This is a genomic window from Ketogulonicigenium vulgare WSH-001, from assembly GCF_000223375.1.
GTDB lineage: Bacteria > Pseudomonadota > Alphaproteobacteria > Rhodobacterales > Rhodobacteraceae > Ketogulonicigenium > Ketogulonicigenium vulgare.
Genome location: NC_017384.1, coordinates 266,994 through 289,747, shown reverse-complemented (window position 1 = coordinate 289,747; position 22,754 = coordinate 266,994). Strand labels below are relative to the sequence as shown.

The 22,754-nt window shown below is 61.6% G+C and carries 18 protein-coding genes, 1 tRNA gene and 2 pseudogenes; 12 read left to right on the top strand and 9 right to left on the bottom strand.

Annotation, left to right across the window (positions count from 1 at the left end):
* Positions 1 to 4: 4 nt before the first annotated feature.
* Positions 5 to 1,189 carry an MFS transporter gene (locus KVU_RS01370; protein WP_013383522.1) on the bottom strand — a complete coding sequence of 395 codons (1,185 nt, stop codon included), beginning with the start codon at positions 1,187 to 1,189 and terminating at the stop codon, positions 5 to 7.
* 648 nt (positions 1,190 to 1,837) lie between these two features.
* Between KVU_RS01370 and KVU_RS01365 the strand changes: the two genes are divergently transcribed.
* The 7 genes from KVU_RS01365 (at position 1,838) to KVU_RS01335 (ending at position 8,624) form a co-directional block, all read left to right on the top strand.
* Positions 1,838 to 3,052: an NAD-dependent epimerase/dehydratase family protein gene (locus KVU_RS01365; protein ID WP_014537490.1), complete on the top strand. Its 1,215-nt coding sequence runs from the start codon at positions 1,838 to 1,840 to the stop codon at positions 3,050 to 3,052.
* Between the two features lie 29 nt (positions 3,053 to 3,081).
* Complete coding sequence (locus KVU_RS01360) at positions 3,082 to 4,680, top strand: hypothetical protein (RefSeq protein ID WP_013383520.1); 1,599 nt, start codon at positions 3,082 to 3,084, stop codon at positions 4,678 to 4,680.
* An 8-nt stretch (positions 4,681 to 4,688) separates the two neighbouring features.
* Positions 4,689 to 6,503 (top strand): glycosyltransferase family 2 protein, encoded by a 1,815-nt coding sequence (locus KVU_RS01355; protein WP_013383519.1) that lies wholly within the window; start codon positions 4,689 to 4,691, stop codon positions 6,501 to 6,503.
* 83 nt (positions 6,504 to 6,586) lie between these two features.
* A tRNA-Ser gene (locus tag KVU_RS01350) sits at positions 6,587 to 6,676 on the top strand.
* Positions 6,677 to 7,028: 352 nt separating this feature from the next.
* Positions 7,029 to 7,295, top strand: a complete 267-nt coding sequence (locus tag KVU_RS01345; RefSeq protein WP_044008007.1) for a DUF6429 family protein — start codon at positions 7,029 to 7,031, stop codon at positions 7,293 to 7,295.
* The gene (locus tag KVU_RS01340) at positions 7,292 to 7,666 is read left to right on the top strand and encodes a hypothetical protein (protein ID WP_044008006.1); all 375 of its coding nucleotides are present in this window, start codon (positions 7,292 to 7,294) and stop codon (positions 7,664 to 7,666) included. The genes KVU_RS01345 and KVU_RS01340 overlap by 4 nt, the downstream gene beginning before the upstream one ends.
* 115 nt (positions 7,667 to 7,781) lie before the next feature.
* Positions 7,782 to 8,624, top strand: coding sequence for a hypothetical protein (locus KVU_RS01335; RefSeq protein WP_044008005.1), 843 nt, complete (start codon positions 7,782 to 7,784; stop codon positions 8,622 to 8,624).
* Here KVU_RS01335 and KVU_RS01330 read toward each other — a convergent pair.
* The 7 genes from KVU_RS01330 to KVU_RS01300 all read right to left on the bottom strand — a co-directional run bounded on the left by KVU_RS01330 (position 8,574) and on the right by KVU_RS01300 (position 15,051).
* Positions 8,574 to 9,887: a DNA cytosine methyltransferase gene (locus tag KVU_RS01330; RefSeq protein ID WP_013383518.1), complete on the bottom strand. Its 1,314-nt coding sequence runs from the start codon at positions 9,885 to 9,887 to the stop codon at positions 8,574 to 8,576. The two genes, KVU_RS01335 and KVU_RS01330, sit on opposite strands and share 51 nt — an antisense overlap.
* 61 nt (positions 9,888 to 9,948) lie before the next feature.
* Positions 9,949 to 10,356: a very short patch repair endonuclease gene (locus tag KVU_RS01325; protein ID WP_014537487.1), complete on the bottom strand. Its 408-nt coding sequence runs from the start codon at positions 10,354 to 10,356 to the stop codon at positions 9,949 to 9,951.
* Positions 10,357 to 10,428: 72 nt separating this feature from the next.
* Positions 10,429 to 11,373 carry an O-methyltransferase gene (locus tag KVU_RS01320; RefSeq protein WP_044008004.1) on the bottom strand — a complete coding sequence of 315 codons (945 nt, stop codon included), beginning with the start codon at positions 11,371 to 11,373 and terminating at the stop codon, positions 10,429 to 10,431.
* Complete coding sequence (locus tag KVU_RS01315; RefSeq protein ID WP_013383516.1) at positions 11,373 to 12,737, bottom strand: ATP-binding protein; 1,365 nt, start codon at positions 12,735 to 12,737, stop codon at positions 11,373 to 11,375. Before KVU_RS01315 ends, KVU_RS01320 begins: the two co-directional genes overlap by 1 nt.
* Before the next feature lie 159 nt (positions 12,738 to 12,896).
* Positions 12,897 to 13,280, bottom strand: coding sequence for a hypothetical protein (locus tag KVU_RS01310; RefSeq protein ID WP_044008003.1), 384 nt, complete (start codon positions 13,278 to 13,280; stop codon positions 12,897 to 12,899).
* The gene (locus KVU_RS01305) at positions 13,277 to 14,599 is read right to left on the bottom strand and encodes a recombinase family protein (RefSeq protein WP_013383515.1); all 1,323 of its coding nucleotides are present in this window, start codon (positions 14,597 to 14,599) and stop codon (positions 13,277 to 13,279) included. Before KVU_RS01305 ends, KVU_RS01310 begins: the two co-directional genes overlap by 4 nt.
* Complete coding sequence (locus KVU_RS01300) at positions 14,596 to 15,051, bottom strand: DUF2924 domain-containing protein (protein ID WP_013383514.1); 456 nt, start codon at positions 15,049 to 15,051, stop codon at positions 14,596 to 14,598. The genes KVU_RS01305 and KVU_RS01300 overlap by 4 nt, the downstream gene beginning before the upstream one ends.
* Positions 15,052 to 15,439: 388 nt before the next feature.
* Here KVU_RS01300 and KVU_RS01295 point away from each other — a divergent pair, with 388 nt between their 5' ends.
* The 5 genes and pseudogenes from KVU_RS01295 (at position 15,440) to KVU_RS01275 (ending at position 22,233) form a co-directional block, all read left to right on the top strand.
* Positions 15,440 to 16,834, top strand: a complete 1,395-nt coding sequence (locus tag KVU_RS01295) for a hypothetical protein (protein ID WP_013383513.1) — start codon at positions 15,440 to 15,442, stop codon at positions 16,832 to 16,834.
* 6 nt (positions 16,835 to 16,840) lie between these two features.
* Positions 16,841 to 17,104 (top strand): hypothetical protein, encoded by a 264-nt coding sequence (locus KVU_RS01290; RefSeq protein WP_013383512.1) that lies wholly within the window; start codon positions 16,841 to 16,843, stop codon positions 17,102 to 17,104.
* A pseudogene (locus KVU_RS16205) lies at positions 17,077 to 17,172 on the top strand (peptidase); the annotation flags it as partial. The gene KVU_RS01290 and the pseudogene KVU_RS16205, both read left to right, overlap by 28 nt.
* A 9-nt stretch (positions 17,173 to 17,181) precedes the next feature.
* Positions 17,182 to 21,146, top strand: a pseudogene (locus KVU_RS01280) (baseplate multidomain protein megatron).
* A 10-nt stretch (positions 21,147 to 21,156) separates the two neighbouring features.
* On the top strand, positions 21,157 to 22,233 hold the full coding sequence (locus tag KVU_RS01275; RefSeq protein WP_013383510.1) for a DUF2793 domain-containing protein: 1,077 nt from the start codon (positions 21,157 to 21,159) through the stop codon (positions 22,231 to 22,233).
* 26 nt (positions 22,234 to 22,259) lie between these two features.
* Here KVU_RS01275 and KVU_RS01270 read toward each other — a convergent pair whose 3' ends face one another.
* Positions 22,260 to 22,724 carry a very short patch repair endonuclease gene (locus tag KVU_RS01270; protein WP_014537483.1) on the bottom strand — a complete coding sequence of 155 codons (465 nt, stop codon included), beginning with the start codon at positions 22,722 to 22,724 and terminating at the stop codon, positions 22,260 to 22,262.
* Positions 22,725 to 22,754: the final 30 nt, after the last annotated feature.

The following is a 22,754-nucleotide window of genomic DNA, read 5'->3' as shown; positions in this document are numbered from 1 at the left end:
CGCTTTAGTCGGCGGGCCGTGTATCCAGCCGCGGCAAGAACCAGGCTACCAGACCGGCCAATGGCAATAGCGCACAGATACGATACATCGTATCGAGGCCATAGCTATCGGCGATCACGCCCAAAATCGCCGCCGCCACGCCGCCAAGGCCAAAGTTCAGCCCATAGAACAGCCCGCCGACAAGACCGATGCGGTTCGGCATCAGATCCATCGCATAGATCAGGATCGAGGCAAAGGCGCTGGCCATGATCAGGTTGATGAACACCGTCAGCACGCCCGTCCAGAACAGATCGACGTAAGGCAGCATCAGCGTCAGCGGCAGCGGCCCAAGGATCGAGATCCAGATCACCCGATACCGCCCGATCTTATCGCCCACGATCCCCCCGATCAGCGCGCCTGCGGCAGATGCGATCAGGAACAGGAACAGCATCATCTGCGAGGACGAAATCGACAGGTCGAACCGCTCGATCAGATAGAATGTGTAGAACGACCGAAAGCTTTCGCCATAGGCGTTCTTGGTGAACATCAGGAAGATCAGCACGAACATCGCCAGCGCGATGGTTGCGGGGGCATGGGCGGGGGCGCTGGGGCCACCCGCCGCCTTGCGCGCGGCCATTTGTTTAATGTTCTGATGATGCGCGCGGCCCGTCCAGACCAGCAGCGCCATCGCCAGCAGCGCAATGACCGCAAACCAAGACAGGCTGCCCTGCCCGCGCGGCACGATGATCAGCGCCGCCAGCAGTGGCCCCACCGCGCCGCCGGCCTGCCCGCCGACCTGAAAGATGCCCTGCGCCAGCCCCTGCCGTCCGCCCGACGCATAGCGAGCCATCCGCGTCGCCTCGGGGTGGAAAATCGACGAGCCGATACCGATCAGCGCGACCGAGATCAGGATCGTCGCATAATTGCCCGCCTGCGACAGGCACAGCAGCCCCGACAGCGTGAACATCATCCCCGCGACCGGCGAATAGGGCGACGGGCGGCGGTCTGTGATATAGCCCACCACCGGCTGCAGCATCGCGCCCGCAATCTGGAATGTCATGGTGATGATGCCGATCTGCACGAAATCCAGACCATAGCTTTCGCGCAGGATCGGATAGATGGCGGGGATCAGCGACTGCATCAGGTCGTTCAGAAAATGCGTCATCCCCAGAACGATAAGGACGGCGAATTGGGTCTTGGGGCGGATCATCAACGTAAGTCCCGGACATATTCATAATATCCGGTCTTTCTGATCCTATTTTCCGTGCGGCACCACCCCTCATATTGCAACAATGTAATGCGTTAGAAATATGCGTAGATTCGTATGCAATCGGTAACATTGACCGCAACCAAAAGTTGATTTTATCTTTCTGTGATTATTTTATGTGCAATTCACACTGGTATTCCAGCTTCAACATAATCGCAATTATTCAATCAGATTAGCTCACGCGCCCAATCCTGCGCTGCAAAGCCGTTATATTCATGATCAAGCCGCCGCCATTCTTACTACACATTGGCGCACGATCTATGTGCAATGGCGAACTAAACCCTTGTAAAACAGGATTAAGATAAGGCAGTTTTCTAATCACATCTCTCGCGCAGCCCCCTTAAAATCACCAGCGACTCGGGTAATGCCTACCTGTCCATCCGCTGTTTTTAGGGCGCGAACGCCGCGCTGCAATACGATCAAATCCGATAGAAATAATCAGCGCAACGCAACTTCAGATACCGAATGACTGTCCTGCAATACAATCATAGATTGCAATCGGACGAAGATTACCGATTTTTAACATTAACGAATTGCTTTCCCCTAGATCCGCTCCTATGTGCGCCGAACTTCAGATTCGGGGAGCCTAACGTGGGCAATATTGTAGTTATCGGTGGCGACGGGTTTTGCGGATGGCCCACCTCGCTTCACTTGTCGAACCTTGGCCATCATGTGACGATCATCGACAACCTGTCGCGTCGCACGATCGCAGATGAGCTGGGCGCGCAAAGCCTGACGCCCATCGCATCCATCGCTGATCGCCTGTCGGCGTGGAAGCGCGTGACCGGCCGCGAGATTGATTTTCTCAATGTCGATGTCGCCAAGGATTTTGACGCGCTGATGGCCGTCATCACCGACCTGCAGCCCGATGCCGTCGTGCATTTTGGCGAGCAGCGCGCCGCCCCCTATTCGATGAAGGGCGCCGTCCAAAAACGCTACACCGTCGATAACAATATCAGCGCCACCCATAACCTGCTGGTCGCGATTGCGGCCGTCAGCCCCGACACACATGTCGTGCATCTGGGGACGATGGGCGTTTACGGCTATGATGGCGACGGGCTGGAGATTCCCGAAGGCTATCTGGATGTGAAGGTCGAGGCGCCTGATGGCCGTCTGCTGCCGCGCAGCATTCTGTATCCGACCAATCCGGGCAGCGTCTATCACATGACGAAATCGCTCGATCAGCTGCTGTTCCAATTCTATGCCAAAAACGACCACATCCGCATCACCGACCTGCACCAAGGCATCGTGTGGGGCACGCAAACGGATGAGACCCGTCTGGACGAGGCGCTGATCAACCGCTTTGACTATGATGGCGATTACGGCACCGTGCTGAACCGCTTTTTGATCGAGGCGGCTGTCGGCCACCCGCTGACCGTGCATGGCACGGGCGGGCAGACGCGCGCCTTTATCAATATCCAAGACACCGTGCGCTGCGTCGCGCTGGCGATCGAAAACCCGCCCGAACGCGGCGACCGCGTCCGCGTCCGCAACCAGATGACCGAAACGCATCGCGTTCGCGATCTGGCGGCGATGATTGCAAAGATCACTGGTGCGGCCGTCGATTTCGTCGACAATCCCCGCAATGAGGCGGCCGAGAACGAGCTGAAAGTCTCGAACCGGTCATTCCTCGCGCTGGGTCTGACGCCCATCACTTTGTCGAACGGGCTGATGACGGAAACGCTGGAAATCTCGAACCGCTACGCCGACCGCTGCGATCTGTCCAAGATCCCCGCGAAATCGCTGTGGCGCAAAGCGGACGAAGACACCGTAGCCGTAACTGCTGAACTAAAGAAGGCCTCGTAACAGGGCAACGCTCGGACGGGTAAAGACATATGTTGAAATGGGTTCTGCCAGTCGTTGGACTGGGTGTATTGGGTGCGGCTGGTTGGGCCACATATGTCACGGTGCAAGTGGCGCGCGGGCAAGAGGTCAATCCCGGCCTGTCGCCCGCGCAGATCAGCGCTGTTCGCGCCAGTGTTGCGCGGGTGCTGCCGGGGGCGACACCCGCCCCTGCAGCAGCCATCTTGTCCGGCGGGACGACCATCTTGCCGGCGGGCAGCCTGTCGGAACGCGCACCTGCGCTGACCGGCCTGCCCGGCTATGGCCGCATGACCTTTTTGCTGCCACGCGAAACACGCCTGACCGAGGCCGAAGCGATCCTGCGCTTTGACTCGGAAATTCCGCTGAATGTGAACGCGACCTTGCGTGTGTCGGTCAATGGCGCGCGCCGCGCCGATGTGCTGCTGGCCGATGGCCGCGAAACGCGCGAGCTGCGCATTCCGCTGCAAGAGCAGGACCTGGCGCTGAATTCAGTACAGATCACCTTTGCGATCACGGGCGTCTCGACCAGCAGCGTATGCAGCGTCAATACCGGTAATGCGCTGGTGAATATCCTGCCCGGCACGATGATCGCAACCAATGCACCGCCGCTGGACAGTATCAGTGACCGCTATCGCGCGGCGGGGCAGCGCTTTGGCCTTTCGTGGCCCACGGTTGCCATCGATGATGCACAGGCCGGTACAGCTTTGCTTGCGGCGGTCGAGGGGCTGAAAAGCGGGCTGAATCTCAATCTGGTCGCGGAGGATTCAATTGATGCGCCGCAATTTCTGGGCACGCTCGAGGATCTGAACACGCTTGGCGCATTGTTGCCGTCTGATACAGCGGTCGCGGCGAAATGGCCGTTGCAACTGATTGACCCGGCCGTTGGCGGCGGACGCAGCTTTACCGGCACTCAAGTCTGGCGCTATGGCTATGCTGCGGCAGACCTGCCGGACGGACGCGCACCGGGGCGCATTGATTACAGCCTGAACCTTGGGACGTTGGGCGCCGATCTTCCGCGCGAAGATGGCTGGATGGTCTCGGTCATGCTCAATGGCCATCTGCTGGACAGTTTCGCCGCCAGCGCGGGCAAAGTCGTACGCAGCGCCGATATTCCCGCCGCGCTGACCGGCCTTAGCAACCAGCTAGAGATCACCTTGGGCCGTGCCTATGGCGATGAGGGTATTTGCAACGATGGCCCACTGCTGGTTGCGGAACTTGAATCAACGTCGGTGTTGCAGCCCGGGACGGCTGTGATCGACGATATCCCGGCGCAATTGCAGCGGCTTTTGGGTGCGCATCCCCGCTTTGACGCCGGCGGCACCGCCGCTTTGCTCAGCTTTGAGGCACAGGCCGCCATGATGATGCTGGCCGACCTGCCTCCGCTTGCGAGCGTTGGTGACAAAGCCGAGGTTCTGGTCGCCCGCACGCTGGATCTGCCGCTGCCCGAGAATGTCAGCGCTGCCTATCTGGGATATGAGGCCTGGGTTTATCTGCGCGATGATCGCGGACGCGTGCTGGGCCGTCTTGATGACCCCGCCACGCAGCGCCAGCTGGCCGACCGCGCGGTAGCAATCTTGATCCTTGTGCCGCGCAGCGGCACCGTCCTTTAGGATAGACCATGGCAGTCACGATTGGCCAAAGCGCTCCCGCCGTCTTCGCATCGGTGGATAGCGCGCCCGGCAGCTTTGCCGCACCGGTCTCGGTGTGGCAGGCGCCAAAGATGCTGGCCGTCTTTACCCTGCTGGCGGCAGTGCAGGTCTATTCCCTGAACCACGGCGGGCTGCACGCCTATTTCCCGACGGGCGATTACGTGCTGGATGTCGGCTATACCGGCACGCAGGCGATCGGCTTTCGCGCCTATGCGCTTTCATTCCTGATCAGCTTTGCCATGTTCTGGGGGCGCGACGTGCAAACCAGCACCCGCCTGCTGGTTGATTTTCTGCCCGGTTTGATCCTGATCTATCTATGCGGCGATCTGGTGCTGGGCGGTATTATGCTGCTGACCGGATTACAGTTTTCCCTGCATGTGATCGAAGTGATCAGCGGTCTGATCGCTTGGGGCTGGTTTGCGCGCAAGATGCTGCTGCACGCGACACTGCCGCGCGAGATCACCCTGCGCCGGCGCGCCACCGGCTTTGCCCGCGATTTGGGCCTGGGCGTTGCGCTGCTGCTGATCGCAATCTTGCTGGCCCATTGGGTCGAACAGCACGCCCATACCCTGCTGGCCGCCCTGCGCCAAAGCGGGCTGATCGGCGGCCTTGGGCCGGGCGTTTTTCTGGTCCTGCCACTGTTCTTTTTGATGCTCTATGCCGTTGCGCGGGTGCGCCATGCGCGGATGATCCGCAGCGACGGCTTTACCCCCGATGTGACGATCATCGTCCCCGCTTTTAACGAAGAATATATCATCGCCCGCACGATCCGCGCCCTCGACAGCGCCGCCGAGGGCTATGCCGGCAATGTCACCGTCCTTTTGATCGACAACAACTCGCGCGATGCGACCGCCGCCATTGCCGAGGCGAGTTTTGCCACCAGCCCCCATATCATCGGCAAGGTGATCCGCGAGGGCACCCCCGGCAAGGCCCATGCCCTGAACACCGGCCTGCGCCTGACCGAGACCGATTACCTTGTGCGCGTCGATGCTGATACGCAGATCCTGCCCGGCTCGATCGCCCGCGCGTTGTCGTGGTTTGCCAATCCGCGCATGGGTGTGGTCGGCGGCCTGCCCCTTGTTCCCGGCACCGGCCCCTTTGATTCCGCGCGCCAAATCGAGACCTTGGTCAAGCACGGCTTCTATTCCATCGCCTTGCAAGGGGTGCATAGCGTCGTCGGCGTCCCCGGCATGTTGGCCGTCTATCGCACTGAAGTTATTCGCGAGCTGGGCGGCTTTGTCAGCGGCATGAACGGCGAGGACACCGATATTTCGATGCGTATCGGCGAGTTGGGCTATGATATCATGGTCGATCCGCGCATTCGCTATATCTCTGAAGTGCCGGTCAGCCTTGAACACTTACGCGAACAGCGTCTGCGCTGGTTCCGTTCGGTTCTGCATATCAGCTCGCGCGGGCGGCAGATGATTTTGGGGCATCGCGCAACGATGCGTGGCCGGGTGATCCTGCCCTATATGCTGTTCAACTCGGCCCGGCGGACGGCGATGATCCCGCTGATTATATACGGAATTCTGGAGTATTTCTTGGGATCCGGCCCGCTGGGGCTGATGATGTGGCAACCGCTGGTCGCGGTCATGCTCAGCGCATCGGCGCTGGTCGCGATGCTGGCCTGTCTACTGGCCGGTATGCCACGCGCGATCCTTGGCCTGCCCAGCTATATCTCGTTCCGGCTGCTGCGCGGCTATTTCACGCTGGAATCGATGCTGACGATCCGCGTGAACCACGACAAAACCGCATTTGCCCTGACGCTGCCGCGCGACGAATAGTCTTTGGGTGACCCAAGTGTCACCCAAAGATTTCATCTGTTTGACCCTTGGCTTTGGCCGCGACCGGCGCTAGTCATGCCGTCGGAGCAGTGGCCGAGTGGTCTAAGGCAGCGGTCTTGAAAACCGCCGGGCCAGTGATGGTCCCGTGGGTTCGAATCCCACCTGCTCCGCCATTTGCCCTTAAACAACGGTTCTCCCGATCCGGCTGCGGCCGGATTTTTCCGTTGTTTTCGGGGGTTATGCGTGTGGGGCTTCGCACTGGCGTCCTCGCCACAGCAGCCGGACACGTTCTCTGAGGCCCCATATTCTCCGGACCTCTCGACTACGCGCATTCGGTGTAGAGCCCGTAACCAGTTGAAAGTATAGGGACAGTTCCTCGCGCCATCTGAACACTTCGATGCCAGTGGCGTTTGTGGAAAGGAACACAAATCCAACCCGTTCTTTTCCCCATGCAACCTCGCAATTCCCTTCCGCCATTGAGAATTTCCGGCGACGACGGCATCCTGTCGGTGAGGGAGGCTATAAATGGCGGAACCGGACCTCGACACCGACAAGCTCGACGACGCGGCGCTGGCGATCCTCAGCCTGACGCTGCATGACGGCAATCGCGTCTGGAAAGGGATCGACTGGTCGATCACCGACCGGCCGCACGCCAAGGGGCTGATCCACGGTCCCATCGGCAAGGCGAAATCGCTCGCCATGACAGAAGATCGACTGGCCCGAGCCGAAGCGGCTCTCGTAGAGTTGTTCGTGAGGCCGCTGTCGATCGATCCAAAGAGGTCCGAACCATGAAGCCGGCCGACGAGGAGCGCATCGCCGCCCGGCTGGCGAAACTGATGGCGATTATCTGTGTGCGCAACACGGGGATCGAGGAATTGCACGCTGGGACTGTCCCGGTCACTCACACGGGCGACTATTCTGACGTGTTCATCATCGATGCCGACGGCCGCCAGATTCCATGGTCTGGCGCGTCCCATCTCGACGACGACCAAATGCGAAACCTGATGCAGCAGATCGTCGACCGGCTCTACACCTTTCATCTCAAGGCTGACGATTCGGGGTTCCGCGACCACCTCGACCGCTGGCTGGCGGTCGCCGAACGATGGGACGAGCCGCATTTGGACAAGGCCTTTGTCGAGTTCGTAAGACGGCCGCGAAGCTGAATACTCAACTCGTTTCGGCGAGCTCGAAGGTATGCAACCCGCTCTATTCAAAAGGGATTGAACGTCGCACCCGCTTCGGGCGATTATCTTTCTGGTTAATCGGAAGGCGCGCAGGTTGGCACGATCACAGAAAACGAAAGTCGTCGAGCATCTGTTTGACAAGTACTGGAACGCTTCGACGGGCGCTCTGGACAAGAGCCTCATGAGCTTGGACGATGTCGCGGAGGCCATTCGCGAGTGCAACGATCTTTACGGCTCGACGCTCAGCGACCGCAATCCTGCGAACTTCATGAAAGATCTGCTGCGCGGCGCCAATGCCTCCAGCAACTGGCCGGTTTCGGTCGCGGCCAAACGCTTCGCGGCGGTCCAGCGGACCGGCGACGGAGAGTGTTTCGAGTTCATACCTTATCGACCAAGACAGACAGAGCCGTTCCCCGATGCGTTCGGAGTTCGCGAAGATGCGCCGCGATATCCGGTCCAGTCGATCAGTATTCCGCTCGTTACCAAGTCGCTGGGGCGTTCCGACGAGACCTGGTTGGTTCAAACTGCGATCAACCTGCGCGTCGTCGAGACCCATTTCGCGGTGGCAGCCGCGTTTCCACTGCTCGAACTGGCCCATCTTCAAATGGGGATCAAGCTGCGCTCGACCGAGATCGACGCCCTCTTTCTTGGCAAGACCGGCGATCCGCAACGCCCAGAATCCGTTTTAGTCACCTGTGAAGCGAAGCAGGCCAAGGACCCGCTTATTCAGAGCCAGATCATCAACCAAGTCCGTGCCGCCTTCGCGGAAGCGGAGGTGGACACGGTCGTTCCCATCGGTTTGCGGACGATCAAAGGCGTCGGGTTCTACCTGACCGAGTTCACTGCAGTGACGCGGTTGGAAGCGTCGGCGCTGGAGGAATTGACCCTAGCTAGCGACGCCATCTACGAGTTGCGTCCCCCTGTGAAGGGCATATGAAGCCTCGATCTCTTCCTGTTTCCGCTTTCGCGCACCGCTCTTCTTGTCGCGGCGTCCGATAGGGTTCTGGATATCGAAATACGAAGCGGCTTCGGTGTTCCCCATACTCAGGAGCTTTTCGTCGCCGAGATCCACAGTCTCGGTCGGTCGCGTGGGGCGGACCCCCAGCGCAGCGATAACGACGCTGGCCACCGCACGCGCCAGCGGAGGCGGCACTGAGTTTCCGATCTGGCGAGCGCCATGCCATTTGGTGACGTTGAAGCGAAACCAGTCTGGAAAGCCGTGGAGGCGCGCCATTTCGCGCACAGTTACGCACCGGTCGAACGCATAGTGAATCGGTCTCGGACTAGTGAACGCGCCACGAGCAGAATCCGTCCCCGCTCTCAGCGTATTCGAAACGCCGTCGGCCGGCAGCTTGAACAAACGCGAGATCGGTTCCACGCGACCCTGTTCCGTTTCGCGAAAGCGACGACGGGAAATCTCGGTGTGTTCGGTACGTGCGCTGGAGGTCAGTTTCTTCGGATCCCAATTCCGAGGGTGGCCATACGCCCATGCGTCGTTGCCAAGGCCCCGTAGCGGCTCGGCGTAGACGCTGGGCTTTCCGAAGGCCGCTGTCTTGATGGAGTCGGAATTTCGAAGGCGCTCGAACTCCTCTGCGTTTGGAAGATCGGCAAGAGCGTCCTGACAGGTCGGGCGTTCTGCGATCGCTTTGGGGTAGTCCGGAAGAGAGCGGCCCTTCTTTGCACCCATCAAAATCAAGCGCTGACGATCCTGCGGCACGCCATAGTCAGCCGCGTTCAGAACCCGCCAGTCACGTTGGACGGGATAGCCGATTTCTTCGAATTCCTCGATCAGTTCGAAAAGGAACTTTCGATGCTTGCCGACAGTTAACCCTTTCACGTTCTCGAACACGAAGTAGTTCGGCTCCAGTTCGCGAACCAAGCGTACGAAATCCTTTACCAGAGCGTTTCGCGGGTCGTCGAGCGCGCGCTGTCCGATCAATGAGAACCCCTGACATGGAGCTCCGCCGAACACGACATCGACCGTCTGATCGCCAATCCCGGCCTCGGCGCGGATATCTTCTCCGGAGACGTCCGTCACTGATCGGGGGATGACCGCGCAGTCCGGGAAATTGAACTTGTGGACCGCCGCGTGAACGGGATCGATCTCGACGGCGGCAACGACATCGAAACCGGCCTGCTCGAAGCCGAGGCTCATACCGCCCGCGCCCGAGAACAAATCGATTCCAATCGGTCTTGCCATGCCGCCGCCTCCAACGTTTTCGCCCAACATATCGGTGTGCCGCTCGCTTGACCAGCGAAACCTAGCTTCTCAGGAAGGCTTCGACCCGGTCGACGGCTCCTTCGATGTCCCTCAACTCGCACTGCCAAACGACCTGTGGTTCCCATCCAGCGTCTCGCAGCTCGGTTAAGACTCTCTTATCACGTTCTCTGTTTGTTTCAATCTTCGGCAGCCAGTATTCCGGCCTGGACTTGGGTTGTCGACCCCATCTGCAGCCATGACCATGCCAGAAGCAACCGTGCACGAACACGACCTTTCTCCGCGACGGGAACACGATGTCCGGACTGCCCGGCAGATCGCGACGATGGAGCCTGAAGCGATATCCGAGCCCGTGTAGTGCGCGACGCAGGGCAAGCTCAGGCTTCGTGTCCTTCTGGCCGACCTTCGACATTATGTACGAGCGGCGCTCCGCCGTTACGTGGTCGGCCATGAGGGTCTTCTCTTTGGGTTCGAGAGGAACGGACCGCTGCTCCTGTTCTGGGTTGAATCCATCGCATCGAGCCTAGGCAACGATCTCCGCGAAACTCGGCAGATATTTGTAGTACTGCTGAAAGGACCGGATTTGACGCTCGTGCAGGTCGAACCCAAGTTCCTGGATGCGGGCCCGGGTCAACTCCGCGACGGTCGGCAGCTCCGCCTGCAGCGTAGCGATTTCTCGAAGGGTCATTGGAGGAGCTTCAATGATTTCCCCGACAATGCCACGCCAAGCATTGTCTGCAACCAATGCCCGTGCAGCGGCGGCGGCTCCCTTTGCAGGAAGAACTCCGCCCACAGTCACCATTGCCACACTGTCCAGATACGGCAGCCTAAAGGCTTCGATGAACCCTCCAGGCCGCGCTGCATCGGCGACCTCCGACTTCAAGAAATCTGAAACCAGGCGTGCAAGGGTCGTTGGGAGCGTTTCCTTCTCGCACTCATCCCTTGAAAGCTCATCAGGAACTACATCACCCAGAAGCGCTCGGATCCGCTCGGGTCTGTTTACTGGCTTGCCATATGCGTTTTGGGTCGCACTGAAAGTGAAAAGGACGACACTATTGGGCGGTGCATTCGTCACCACCCACTGCATGTCCTCGACGATCTCCTCGTCTAGCGCACTGTCGTAGTCCAGCCATATGACCCAAGGGCGAGCACTATACCCATCGATTTCAAGGACATCGGGCAGCCGTTCCTTTGCGCGACCCTCTACAACGGTGATCGTTCGATATACTCTGTTGAAGGTCGCGCGCCGAAACCCGACATCGTTTGCCTCGATGGAAACCATGTCGTCGATATTTAGAATCTTGTGGGCCTGAACAAAGTCGGTAAACCAAATTGAACCGAAACCAACATATACAGCGTTTCCGACATCAATTTCATTGGCGATTCGGCGCAAACCCTCAAAAACCAACCCTCTCTGGACACTTTTGCTCGGGCGAATGCTGTAGTTGATCGAGTCAAAAGAAGCCATCACTCGTCACCCACAAGATCTTTGAAGGCATACTCGAACGACCGCAGGCCGACATCTTTGTAGGCCATATTTATATTACCAAAAGCCGAAGCGAGATTTCTCAGTCGCGACCTCGGGACGGTGTACAGCACATTTGCTTCTGGGATCTTCGGTTTCTGTGCGATCTTTGGAAGCTCTACTTCCTGCCGGATGGCAACTTCGAATATGGGTACGGCTTTGGCGACTTCTTCTCGCTGAATTGCTTCTTCCCGAATCTGCTTTCGTGTATTTGTGTAGGCAATCCATTCCTTTGTTGTCTCGCGCATCTTTGAGCGAAACTGCCTGTAGATGGCCGAGGTCTCGTCGACGCTGCGCTTTGTAGTCGTCAAAGGCAGGAGATCAGCGCGTCGAGATGAAAAGATTATGATCCCCATGAACCCCGTATACTGTGGGTGCCATTGAGGCCAGCCCTCGGTTCCCCAACCTGTCAAAGTGGTCTTGTCGGCGGCGAGGACGATCCGTCCATTACAGATTACATACCACCCGGATGTGTTTTGTCCTTCATCGAAGTCATCGCTGGGCTCGCTATCGTTCGGCGGTGGAGCAGCCATACCGGCCAAAATTTCGACGAAAACCTTCTCCCCGTCCATCACTTCTTCGAACTGAGCCCGCATCGGGCTGAAGTCGCCACCTTGTCGAAGCTCTATTTTCCACCCAGAGATCGGCGTACCTTGAACCTCGATTACGAGCCCGCGGTGCAAATGGAGTGCATAGTCTCGAGCTATCGCGCGTCTCAAGTTTCGGATGAATCGTGGGCTTTCGAATGACCTCTTAGCTGCCTCAGTGAGCTCAGAGACAGTTATTTGAACCCCTTTTTGGTCCAAATGTTCGGCTTCCTCGATGTCGAAGTCCCAGGTTTCGTCACCAGAGGCCAGCCAATTCTCAACGTTTATCGGCACGCGAAAGGATGCAGAATTGCCGTCGACCTCGTACGTGCTTCGTATGTCAATCGCTGTGCCGAGCTTGAAAACCGCTCGTTTCATTCCGATACCATAGACGCCAATACTAAAGTTTTCGGTCTCGGCATCGTCCTTGCGCCCAAAAGTAAAGGCATAGTCGGCTGCATCGTCCAATGTGATGCCACCGCAATTGTCAGAGATTTCGAAGCGATCTTCCTCGATCTTGATGCTGATCTTATAGGCGGAGAGATCGGTTTTATCATTGAGGCTTAACGGATGGCCGCCCGCCAGTTCCCAAGCCCCGTCGATACTATTGTCTACCAAATCGAAAATGCAGTCTTCCAGCGTGATATCTCGGGTAATCATGCGAACAAAGAATGCTTTGGTTGGATTGGCGTCCGCCTTCTTCTTGTCGGCTGGAATCATGGAAACCGCTCCCTAAGAGATTGAATTAAAGAAAAGAAAGGGGAGCCAGACTCGTCCCGGTAGCGCCTCGTCGTGTGACGGTGCAATCCCAACTGCCGCCTCATTTTCAGCCTTACAGTACGGGAGCTAACCGCGCTGACACAAGCATAAAGCGAGCGATTACAGGAGGTAAGCGCGTTGGTCCGACCAAATGATCGATAGTGGTTCCATGATGTGCGCCAACGTCACTTTCTGCCCCCGTCTGCCGTCCAGGATCGCCTCGACTAGATCGGGCGCGAGCAGTGTCAGGCGTAGGACCCGTGCCATGTATGTAAAGGCGATGCCCTCGTGCTCAGCCAGTTCGGAAATCGACAGGAACTCGCCTGACTCGAGCATGCGCTTCCAGCGGAACGCGCGCGCCAAAGCCTTGACCAACGTGTTGTCCGGTTTCCGCGCTTGCGCGGCGCCCTCTGGCAGCTGCATTTCCTTGCTCCCGCCGCGCTTAACCAGTTGGAACGGAACATGGATGGTAACGGTCTCCGGGACCGATGGAGTCCGGGTCATGCGGCTGTTCCTAAATCGGCGGTGATTTCGCGCGCCAGTGCCGCCAGTCCGTCCATGCGCAGGCGGACGTTGAGCCCGCTGGTAGCGATCTCGACCCGCTGGACCAATAGCGCTGCGATGCGCGCCTGTTCAGCCGGGAACAGTTCGTCCCACAGCGGATCGAGCCGGGTCAATGCCTCACGTGCGTCAGCCTCGGTGATGTCGTCGGCGTGGGTGCGCGCCGCTTTCCCCGTCCCGGCCACAATCTCGGGCTGGCGGAACACGGCGCGGAGCTGGTCGATGACAGCCGCCTCGATCTCGCCCGCAGGGACGCGCCCGACCGGGCAGGATCCGGCGCCATGCTTCAGCACGGTCTGGCTGACATAGTAGCGGTAGAGTTTGCCGCCTTTGCGGGTGTGCGTCGGCGAGAACGCCGCGCCATCGGGACCGAACAGCAGGCCTTTCAACAACGCGGGCGTGTCGGCGCGGGTGCGTGCCGCCCGCTTGCGCGGGCTTTCCTGCAGGATGGCGTGAACCTTGTCCCATAGCGCGCGGTCGATGATCGCGTCATGCTCACCGGGATAGCTGTCGCCCTTGTGGACGGCCTCGCCAATATAGGCGCGGTTCGACAGCATCCTGTAGATGTACTTCTTGTCGATCCGGTTGCCGCGTGGCGTGCGGATGCCGCGCGTGCCAACCTCCCGCGCCAGTTCCGTGCAGGAGCCGATCTCGATGAACCGGGCGAAGATCCAGCGCACATGCGTGGCGGCTTCCTTGTCGACCAGCAGCTTGCGATTCTCGACCCGGTAGCCGTAGGGCGGCACCCCGCCCATCCACATACCCTTCTTGCGGCTGGCGGCGACTTTGTCGCGGATGCGTTCCGCCGTCACCTCACGCTCGAACTGAGCGAAGCTGAGCAGGATGTTCAGCGTCAGCCGTCCCATGGACGTGGTGGTGTTGAACGACTGCGTAACCGAGACGAAGGTCACGCCGTTCCGGTCGAACACCTCGACCAGCTTGGCGAAATCCGCCAGCGAGCGGCTGAGGCGGTCGATCTTGTAGACCACCACCACATCGACCAGCCCGTCCTCGATGTCGTCGATGAGCCGCCGCAGGCCCGGCCGTTCCAGCGTGCCTCCGGAGATGCCGCCGTCGTCATACTGATCGCGGACCAGCACCCAGCCCTCGGAACGCTGGCTGGCGATGTAGGCCTCGCAGGCCTCGCGCTGGGCATGCAGGCTGTTGAATTCCTGCTCCAGCCCTTCCTCGGAGGATTTGCGGGTGTAGACGGCGCAGCGGAGCTTGCGAACGGGTTTCGATTTTTCCGGCGGCCTCGTCATGTCCGCCCCCTGTGATTCCTGAGTCCGAAGAACACCCAGCCGTTCCAGCGCGTGCCGGTGATGGCCCGCGCGATGGCCGAAAGCGACTTGTAGGGTCGCCCCTGCCACTCGAAGCCATCGGCCGTGACCGTGACGATATATTCGACACCCTGCCATTCGCGCAGGAGGCGCGTGCCAGTGATGGGACGGTCGCGGTCGAGGCGCATGCCGCGCTTCTTCTTGTCCCCACCGTCAAGTTCCTCGCCCAGCCGCTCCAAACGTCGGATGGTCTCCGGCTTCAGGCCGCCATAGGCGAGTTCCTGGATGCGGTAGGCCAAGCGGCTTTCAAGGTAGCGCCGGTTGAACGGCGGCGGTTCGCTGTCGAACAACTCGCACCACTGTTGCTTCAGGTCTGACGTCGGCATGGTTTTCAGCGCGGCCAGGCGCGCGGGGATGGGATCGGGCTTGTTCATGCATCTCTCCTGCGAGTTGGAGTTGCATGACGGCATTGGTCGGGCGGATAGTGTAGGCAACGTTCTCCAGACTTGTCAGATACTTCGCCCGCCTCCCGCATCCGCAACCGAACCAGCCCAAGCGCCAGAAGGCCGCACAGTTCCGCGCGTCGCTCTCCGGGTGTCATCTGGTCGGGCGGCAGCGGATTGGGGCGTTTCATGTCGTGGTAGCCGTGATCGGTGGTGTTACCGATCAAAAGCCACCTGGCGGGTGCCAATGGGACATCACGGCGTCACGACATTCCTGGATGCGAACAGGTTAAGAACATCGGGTCTTGCAGGGTGCGGTTTTGTCCACGATTATCGGAAGTTGAATCAATCAAGAGAATGTATTCGTTGAGGTGGTTTCATGGCGCGAAAGGCATCCCCGGTCGGCCCGCACATCCATAGCCTGATCGAGGATGCCCGCATTGACCTCGTCCGGGCTGTCCTCGCGGTGCGAGAGGGCGACAGCGAGCCCGATTTCGGCCTGCCCACAGATGTTCCAGATCCCTCGGATGAGGAATTGGCTCACGGGTTTCGGCAGAGCCTGTTGCAGATCCTGTCGAAATTCGATGCAGACGAGTTGCGGCCCGCCGAGCAAAGATCACGCCGTGTCCTGGCACTGGCCGAAGGCAAGGGTATCGATTCGCTCACGGCAATCACCGAACAACAACTCGACGATGAGCAAACGCTCGAGTTTGATCGGCAACCCGATCCGCTTTGCAAGAGCATCTGGGCATTTCTGAATGCCCGCCAGACATTCGAGGACGCCGAGAGTTTCCACTTCGCCCGCAAATTCAGGGACTATGGCAAGCTTTACGATGCCTTCGAGGTGGAACTCGAGAAAGCGGTCAACCTCAATTCGGGGTCAATCGACGAGAAAGCTCTGGCCGCGAAGATCACGTCGGTTCTGCAGCTCAAGACCGCCTGCACGGTGAAGGCGCTGGATTTGCCCGCCACTGCCGCGCACCCAGCGTCGATCATGCTGATCGTTCGCCATGGCGGACCGTTATCGAGCGTCCATGACCATCGTGACGACGGGCGCCGGGGCACGATCTATTATCGCCCGCCGAACGAGGCCACTCTCATCTACACGCCCGCCATCCGACAGATCGAGGTTTGCGCCGACAGCCCGGTCGTGCGGCAGGGCGTTGCCGGGTCATTTGCTGAGGAGGCGCTGGGACATGACGTGTCGCAGAAACCGCTGACCTGGAAGCGCTACAACCTCTCGCGTTTCCGGAGTTCGCTGCGGCTCGATCTGCCACGTATCCCAGGCTACGAGATCACGGATGCGCGCGTCCTCGAGGCCGAAATCCGCCTTGGCTCATGGAGCCGGAAGCTTCTTCTGAAGGTGGCGGCCGACGACGACATCGAGGAGGTAGCCGACCGCTATCTGAAGCCCAACAACATATTTCGCCGCGCCGATGGCTTCAGCCGCGTGGGGATTGCCGTCAGCTACAATCGCATCGGTGACGAAACGGTGCGCACGCTCAACATCACCATTTCCGGTTCGAAGAGCTGCAACCTTCAGAGCAACAAGGATCCGGATGAACGGAACCTCGGGTTCGCGCTTCTCGATGCCTGGGGCATTCTGAGCGCCTTCAAGCAGATCGAACCCACCGACCTTCGCGGGATCTTCCCGCAACTGGTCATGCTTCACGACCGGATCGAGGACGCTGTCAGCGGCGAGCATCTGCGCGAAATAGGTCTCGATCCGGACCGCATGATTCAGGGCGGTCTTCTTGATCGGCGGGGGCGCTAGGACATCGTGCTCATCGACGATGACGACATGGGCGGCGAAGCCGAGGTCAAGCCATCCGGCACCGAGGGCATGTCGCGCGTTGTCGGAGCCTTCGGAAAGGATGGGGGCCTGAGGCCGACATCGGATCTCGAGATGTACGAGATTAACCGCGAGTGGCTGCACGAAACCGTGGTTGGGCTTCTGAAACCGATGCTGAACAAAACCGCGGCGCAAGTGCTCGACCCGGACCTGTCGCTGCTCGGCTCCATGCCTACGAGCGCCTCGGCGTGATCGAGGAGCCGCTCACCCAAGCCTGGCGGCGGCGCATCGCCTTCGCCTTCCTGTTTCCGCAACGCTGAGACCCCGACATGGCCACCCTCATTCTCGGCGCCGCCGGTGCCGCCATTGGCGGCTCGATCGGTGGCGCGATCCTCGGCGTCAGCGCCGCGACCATCGGCGGCTTCATCGGCTCCACCATCGGCTCAGTCGTCGACAGCTGGATCGTGTCCTCGCTCGCGCCGACGCAGCGGATCGAAGGGACGCGGCTCGACAGCTTGCGCATCACGTCCTCCACCGAGGGGGCGGTGATCCCGCGCCTCTACGGCCGGATGCGCGTCGGCGGCAACATCATCTGGGCCACCGATTTTCGCGAGGAAACGAGGACCACCACGCAGGGCGGCGGCAAGGGCGGCGGGGGCGGCAAGGTCAAGACGACCGAGTATCTCTACTATGCTTCCTTCGCCGTGGCGCTCTGCGAGGGTCCGATCACCGGCATCGGGCGCGTCTGGGCGGACGGGAAGCCGATGGACCTCTCCGGCGTCACCTGGCGCTGGTATCCCGGCAGTGAGGCTCAAGGTCCCGATCCGTTCATTTCGGCCAAGATGGGGGCGGCGAACACGCCGGCCTATCGCGGCACCGCCTATGTCGTCTTCGAGGAGCTGGCCCTGTCGAGCTACGGCAACCGCCTGCCGCAGCTCTCCTTCGAGGTGTTCCGGCCGCTCGCCGACCCCGACACCGCCGAGGGGCTGACCAGCGCCGTCACCCTGATCCCGGCCTCGGGCGAGTTTACCTATGCCACCGAAGGAATCCGCAAATCCTCGGGCGGTGCGACGCAGGCCGAAAACCTGAACGCGCTGCCCGACACCTCCGACATGGTCGTGGCGCTCGACCGGCTACAGGCCATGGCGCCGGCCGTCGAGAGCGTCAGCCTCGTCGTCGCCTGGTTCGGCGACGACCTGCGCGCGGGCTCCTGCAAGCTGCGTCCGGGCGTTGAGGTCGAGGCCAAATCCACGACGCCGGTCGGCTGGTCGGTCAATGGCGTCAGCCGCGCCAATGCCTTTCTCGTCAGCCGCGACGACCAAGACCGCCCGGTCTATGGCGGCACGCCTGCCGATTTCGCGGTGGTGCAGGCGATCCGGGAGATGAAGGCGCGCGGGCTGCGCGTCACCTTCTATCCGTTCATCCTGATGGATGTGCCGCCCGGCAACACGCTGCCGAACCCGTATTCCGACAACGCCGCCGAGCTGGGCCAGCCCACATTCCCCTGGCGGGGGCGGATCACCTGTTCGCCCGCGGCGGGCTATGCCGGGAGCGTGGACAAGACAGCCACGGCGTCGAGCCAGGTCGAGGCGTTCTTCGGCACTGCCAGCCCGTCCGACTTCGCGATCTCGGGTGACACCTTCTCCTGGACCGGCCCCGCGGGCGACTGGGGCCTGCGCCGCATGATGCTGCATTACGCCCATCTCTGCGCGGTGGCAGGCGGGGTCGATGCTTTCCTGATCGGCTCGGAGATGCGCGGCCTGAGCACCATCCGCTCGGCTGCCAGCACCTATCCCGCCGTCACCGCGTTCAAGGCGCTCGCCGCCGATGTACGTGCCATTCTCCGAGCAGGCACAGACATCGGCTATGCGGCCGACTGGTCGGAATACTTCGGCCACCATCCGGGCGACGGCAGCGGCGATGTCTATTTCCACCTCGACCCACTCTGGTCGGATGCCAACATCGATTTCGTCGGCATCGACAACTACATGCCGCTGTCGGACTGGCGCGACGGGTTCAAGCATGAAGATGCGACGGAGGGCTGGCCCGCGATCTACGACCAGGCCTATCTGCAGGCGAACATCGCGGGCCGCGAAGGCTTCGACTGGTTCTATGCCAGTGCCGCTGACCGCTCCGCACAGGTCCGCACGCCGATCACCGATGGCACCGCGGGCAAGCCATGGGTCTTCCGCTACAAGGATCTGCGCAGCTGGTGGTCGAACCCGCACTACGACCGGCCCGGCGGGGTGGAGAGCGGCACGCCGACGGCTTGGGTGCCGCAATCGAAGCCCATTCGCTTCACCGAACTCGGCTGCCCGGCCATCGACCGGGGTACCAACCAGCCCCACGTCTTCTTCGACCCGAAGTCGTCGGAGAGTTTCACGCCCCATTTCTCACGGGGTTGCGCGACGACACCATCCAGCGCGCCTATCTCGAGGCGACCTATCTCTTCTGGGGTGAGGCCGCGAACAACCCGCTGTCCTCGGTCTACGGTGGGCGCATGGTCGATGTACCGGAATGCGCGGCCTGGACCTGGGACGCGCGGCCATACCCGTTCTTCCCCGAACTGACCGATGTCTGGACCGATGGCCCGAACTGGCGCCTCGGCCACTGGCTGACCGGGCGGCTCGGGGCGGTGTCGCTGGCGGCACTCGTGCGCCATCTCTGTCTGCGCGCCGGACTACCGGGGACCCGCATCGACGTCACCGGCCTCTGGGGCGCGGTCGAGGGCTACGCCATCGGCGCGCTCGAAAGCCCGCGCGCCTCGATCACCACGCTCGCGCGGCACTTCGGCTTCGATGCTGTCGAGACCGAAGGCGTTATCCGCTTCGTCATGCGCGGGAGGGCGGCGGTGGCGAGCGTCGCACCCGACGATCTGGTCGCAGCCCGCGAAGGCGACGTGCTGGAACTGACGCGCGGACAGGAGACCGAACTGCCGCAGGCCTTGAAGTGGCAGGTCGCCCGGGCCGACGAGGATTACGAGGCGGCTCAGGTCGAGGCCCGGCGGATCACCGTCGACACGACGCGCATCGCCTCCGAGAGCTTCCCGATGGCGGTGCCGCCTGAGGAGGCCGAGCGCCGTTGCCGTCGCGCGCTGATGGAAGCCTGGACCGGTCGCGAGAGCGCAGCCTTCCGCTTGCCGCCGTCACGGCTCGCACTCGACCCGGCCGATGTCGTGATGCTCGCCCATGACGGCCGGTCCATCCCGCTGCGGCTCATCTCGATGGCGGATGCCGACGCGCGCGGCATCGAGGCCGTGCGCCAGGATCGGGAGGCCTACGACCTGCCGCCCGGGGCTCCGCGACCTTCTGCGCTGTCGCAGGCGGTCGTCTTCGGCGCGCCCGAAGCGGTCCTCCTCGACTTGCCGCAGCTGACCGAGGATCAAGCCGCGCATCGGCCCTTCGCGGCGGCGCACGCGGTACCTTGGCCCGGCGAGATGGCGGTCTACCGCAGCCCCTCGACCGATGGCTTCGAACTGCAGACCACGTTTGGCGCTCGTGCCCGCATCGGCACGCTGGTATCGGACCTCTACGCCGGGCCCACTTCGCGCTTCGACCTCGGCAATGTACTGGTCGTCGATCTGCTGACCGGCACGATGGAAAGCGTCACCGACCTTACGCTGCTCGGCGGCGCCAATGCCCTTGCCGTCGAGAGCGCGCCCGGTGTCTGGGAGATCGTGCAGGCGGGTGCGGCCGAACTGATCGCCCCCGGCCGGTATCGCCTGACCCGGCTCCTGCGCGGCCAGCGCGGCACCGAGGGCGCCATGGGCAATCCGGCGACTTCTGGTGCGCGAATCGTGGTGCTGGACACCGCGCTCGCGTCCCTGCCGATCGCCGAGGCCGATCTCGGCATCCCATGGAACTGGCGCATCGGCCCCGCGAACCGCCCGGTCAGCGACGAGACCTATGTCGCGCAGGCCTTCACGCCCGCAGGCATCGGGCTTCGGCCGTTCTCCGTCGCCCATGTCGACCAGCCATGGCGTCGGCCGCGCACGGCCGGCGACCTGACCATCCGTTGGACACGCCGATCCCGCGCACTCGCCGCCGACAGCTGGGGCGGGCTGGAGGTGCCGCTCGCCGAGGAACTGGAAGCCTATGAGGTAGAGATCCTCGACGGCGCCACGGTGAAGCGGGTGCTGAGCACGGCCATCACCAGCGCGCTCTACACCGCGGCCCAGCAGACCGCCGATTGGGGCGTGCTGCTCGGCCCGGGCGACACGCTCGACATCCGCATCTACCAGCTCTCCGCCCTTGTCGGGCGGGGCGCGCCGAAAACCGTCACGCTCACGTTCTGAAGGCCATCCCATGTCCGACGCCACGACACATCTCCTGCTGCCCTACATCCTTGCAGCACAGGCCCAGAAGCACGTCAGCCATAACGAGGCGCTGCGGATCCTCGACGGGCTCGTGCAGCTCTCCGTCCTCGACCGGGACCCAACCGCACCGCCGGGAAGCCCCGCCGATGGCGACCGCTACATCGTCGCTTCGGGTGCCACTGGCGACTGGGCAGGCTGGGATCTGAACATCGCGCTCTGGACCGACGGCGCCTGGCTGCGGCTGCCGCCCCGGACCGGCTGGCGGACATGGGTCGAGGACGAGGGCCTGCTGCTGGTCTATGACGGCGCGGGCTGGGTCGGCACCACGCCCGCGTCGCTGCAAAACATGGCGCTGCTCGGGCTGGGGACGACGGCCGATGCGTCGAACCCGTTCTCGGCCAAGCTGAACGCCGCGCTCTGGACCGCCAGGACCGTGGCCGAGGGCGGCACGGGCGATCTGTTCTACACCATGAACAAGGAGGCCGCGGGCGACGATCTCGGGCTCACCTTGCAGACCGGCTTCGTGACGAAGGCTCTGCTCGGCCTCTTCGGATCGGATAGGTTCCGCCTCGCGGTCTCGCCCGACGGCAGCACCTTCTCCGACGGGCTGATCGTCGACAACGCCACCGGCATCGTCGACCAGCCCCGGCTGCCGCGGTTCAAGGCCTGGACCAACTACGACAACTACGTCGGCGTCGGGACTTGGACGAAGATCGGTATCAACAACACCGACATCAACGATCAGAGCGCGTTCGACGCCGCGAACAACTACTTCGTGGCCCCTGTCGACGGCACCTACCTCTTCGGCGCGACGCTGCTCTACAAGGTCAACGCCAGCACCACGGCGCGCATGCGCGGGCGGCTCGTGCTGAACGGCTCGACCGAAATCCGGGGATCGTTCGGGGAGAGTTCAGCCACCCACGTCACGCTCGCCACCGCCATCTGGCTGCAGACCATGATGCCGCTGACCGCAGGCGATACCGTCGAGCTGCAGGGGTATTTCCGGGTCGCGGACGGGTATTTCGCTGCCGATCACACGTCCTTCTGGGGATGCAAGGTTGGCTGAGCGTAGCGTCCGCACCGAAGTCCAGTTCAGGAGGACTGCACACCTTCCGCGCCGATCTCGATCTGATCTTCGTCGGACAGCAGCCAGGCGGACAGGAGTTTGGCCGAGGCTTCCACCTGTTCCGGCTTCCGCAGGGCGCACTCCCATACCGTCGCCACGCGCCACCCGTCTTCGAGGAGTCTTGTGCGAACGGCGCTGTCTCGAGCGGTGTTCGCATCGAACTTCGCCCGCCAGAACTCCGGCCGGGTTGCCGGTACGGTCGCGTAGCGGCACCCCTCGTGTCGGTGCCAGAAGCAGCCGTGCACGAAGACCACGGCGCGGTGCTTCGGAAGAACGAGGTCTGGCCGCCCGTGAACCTTGCTGGAATGAAGCCGGAAGCGAAAGCCGCGCGCGTGCAATGCCCGCCTGAGAGCCATCTCGGGTTTCGTGTTCTTGCCCCGTATTCCCGACATCATTCGGGAACGGGTCTCCTGGTCCACGATATCGGTCATATGCTCCCTGGTTTTCGTCCTTGAACCTAG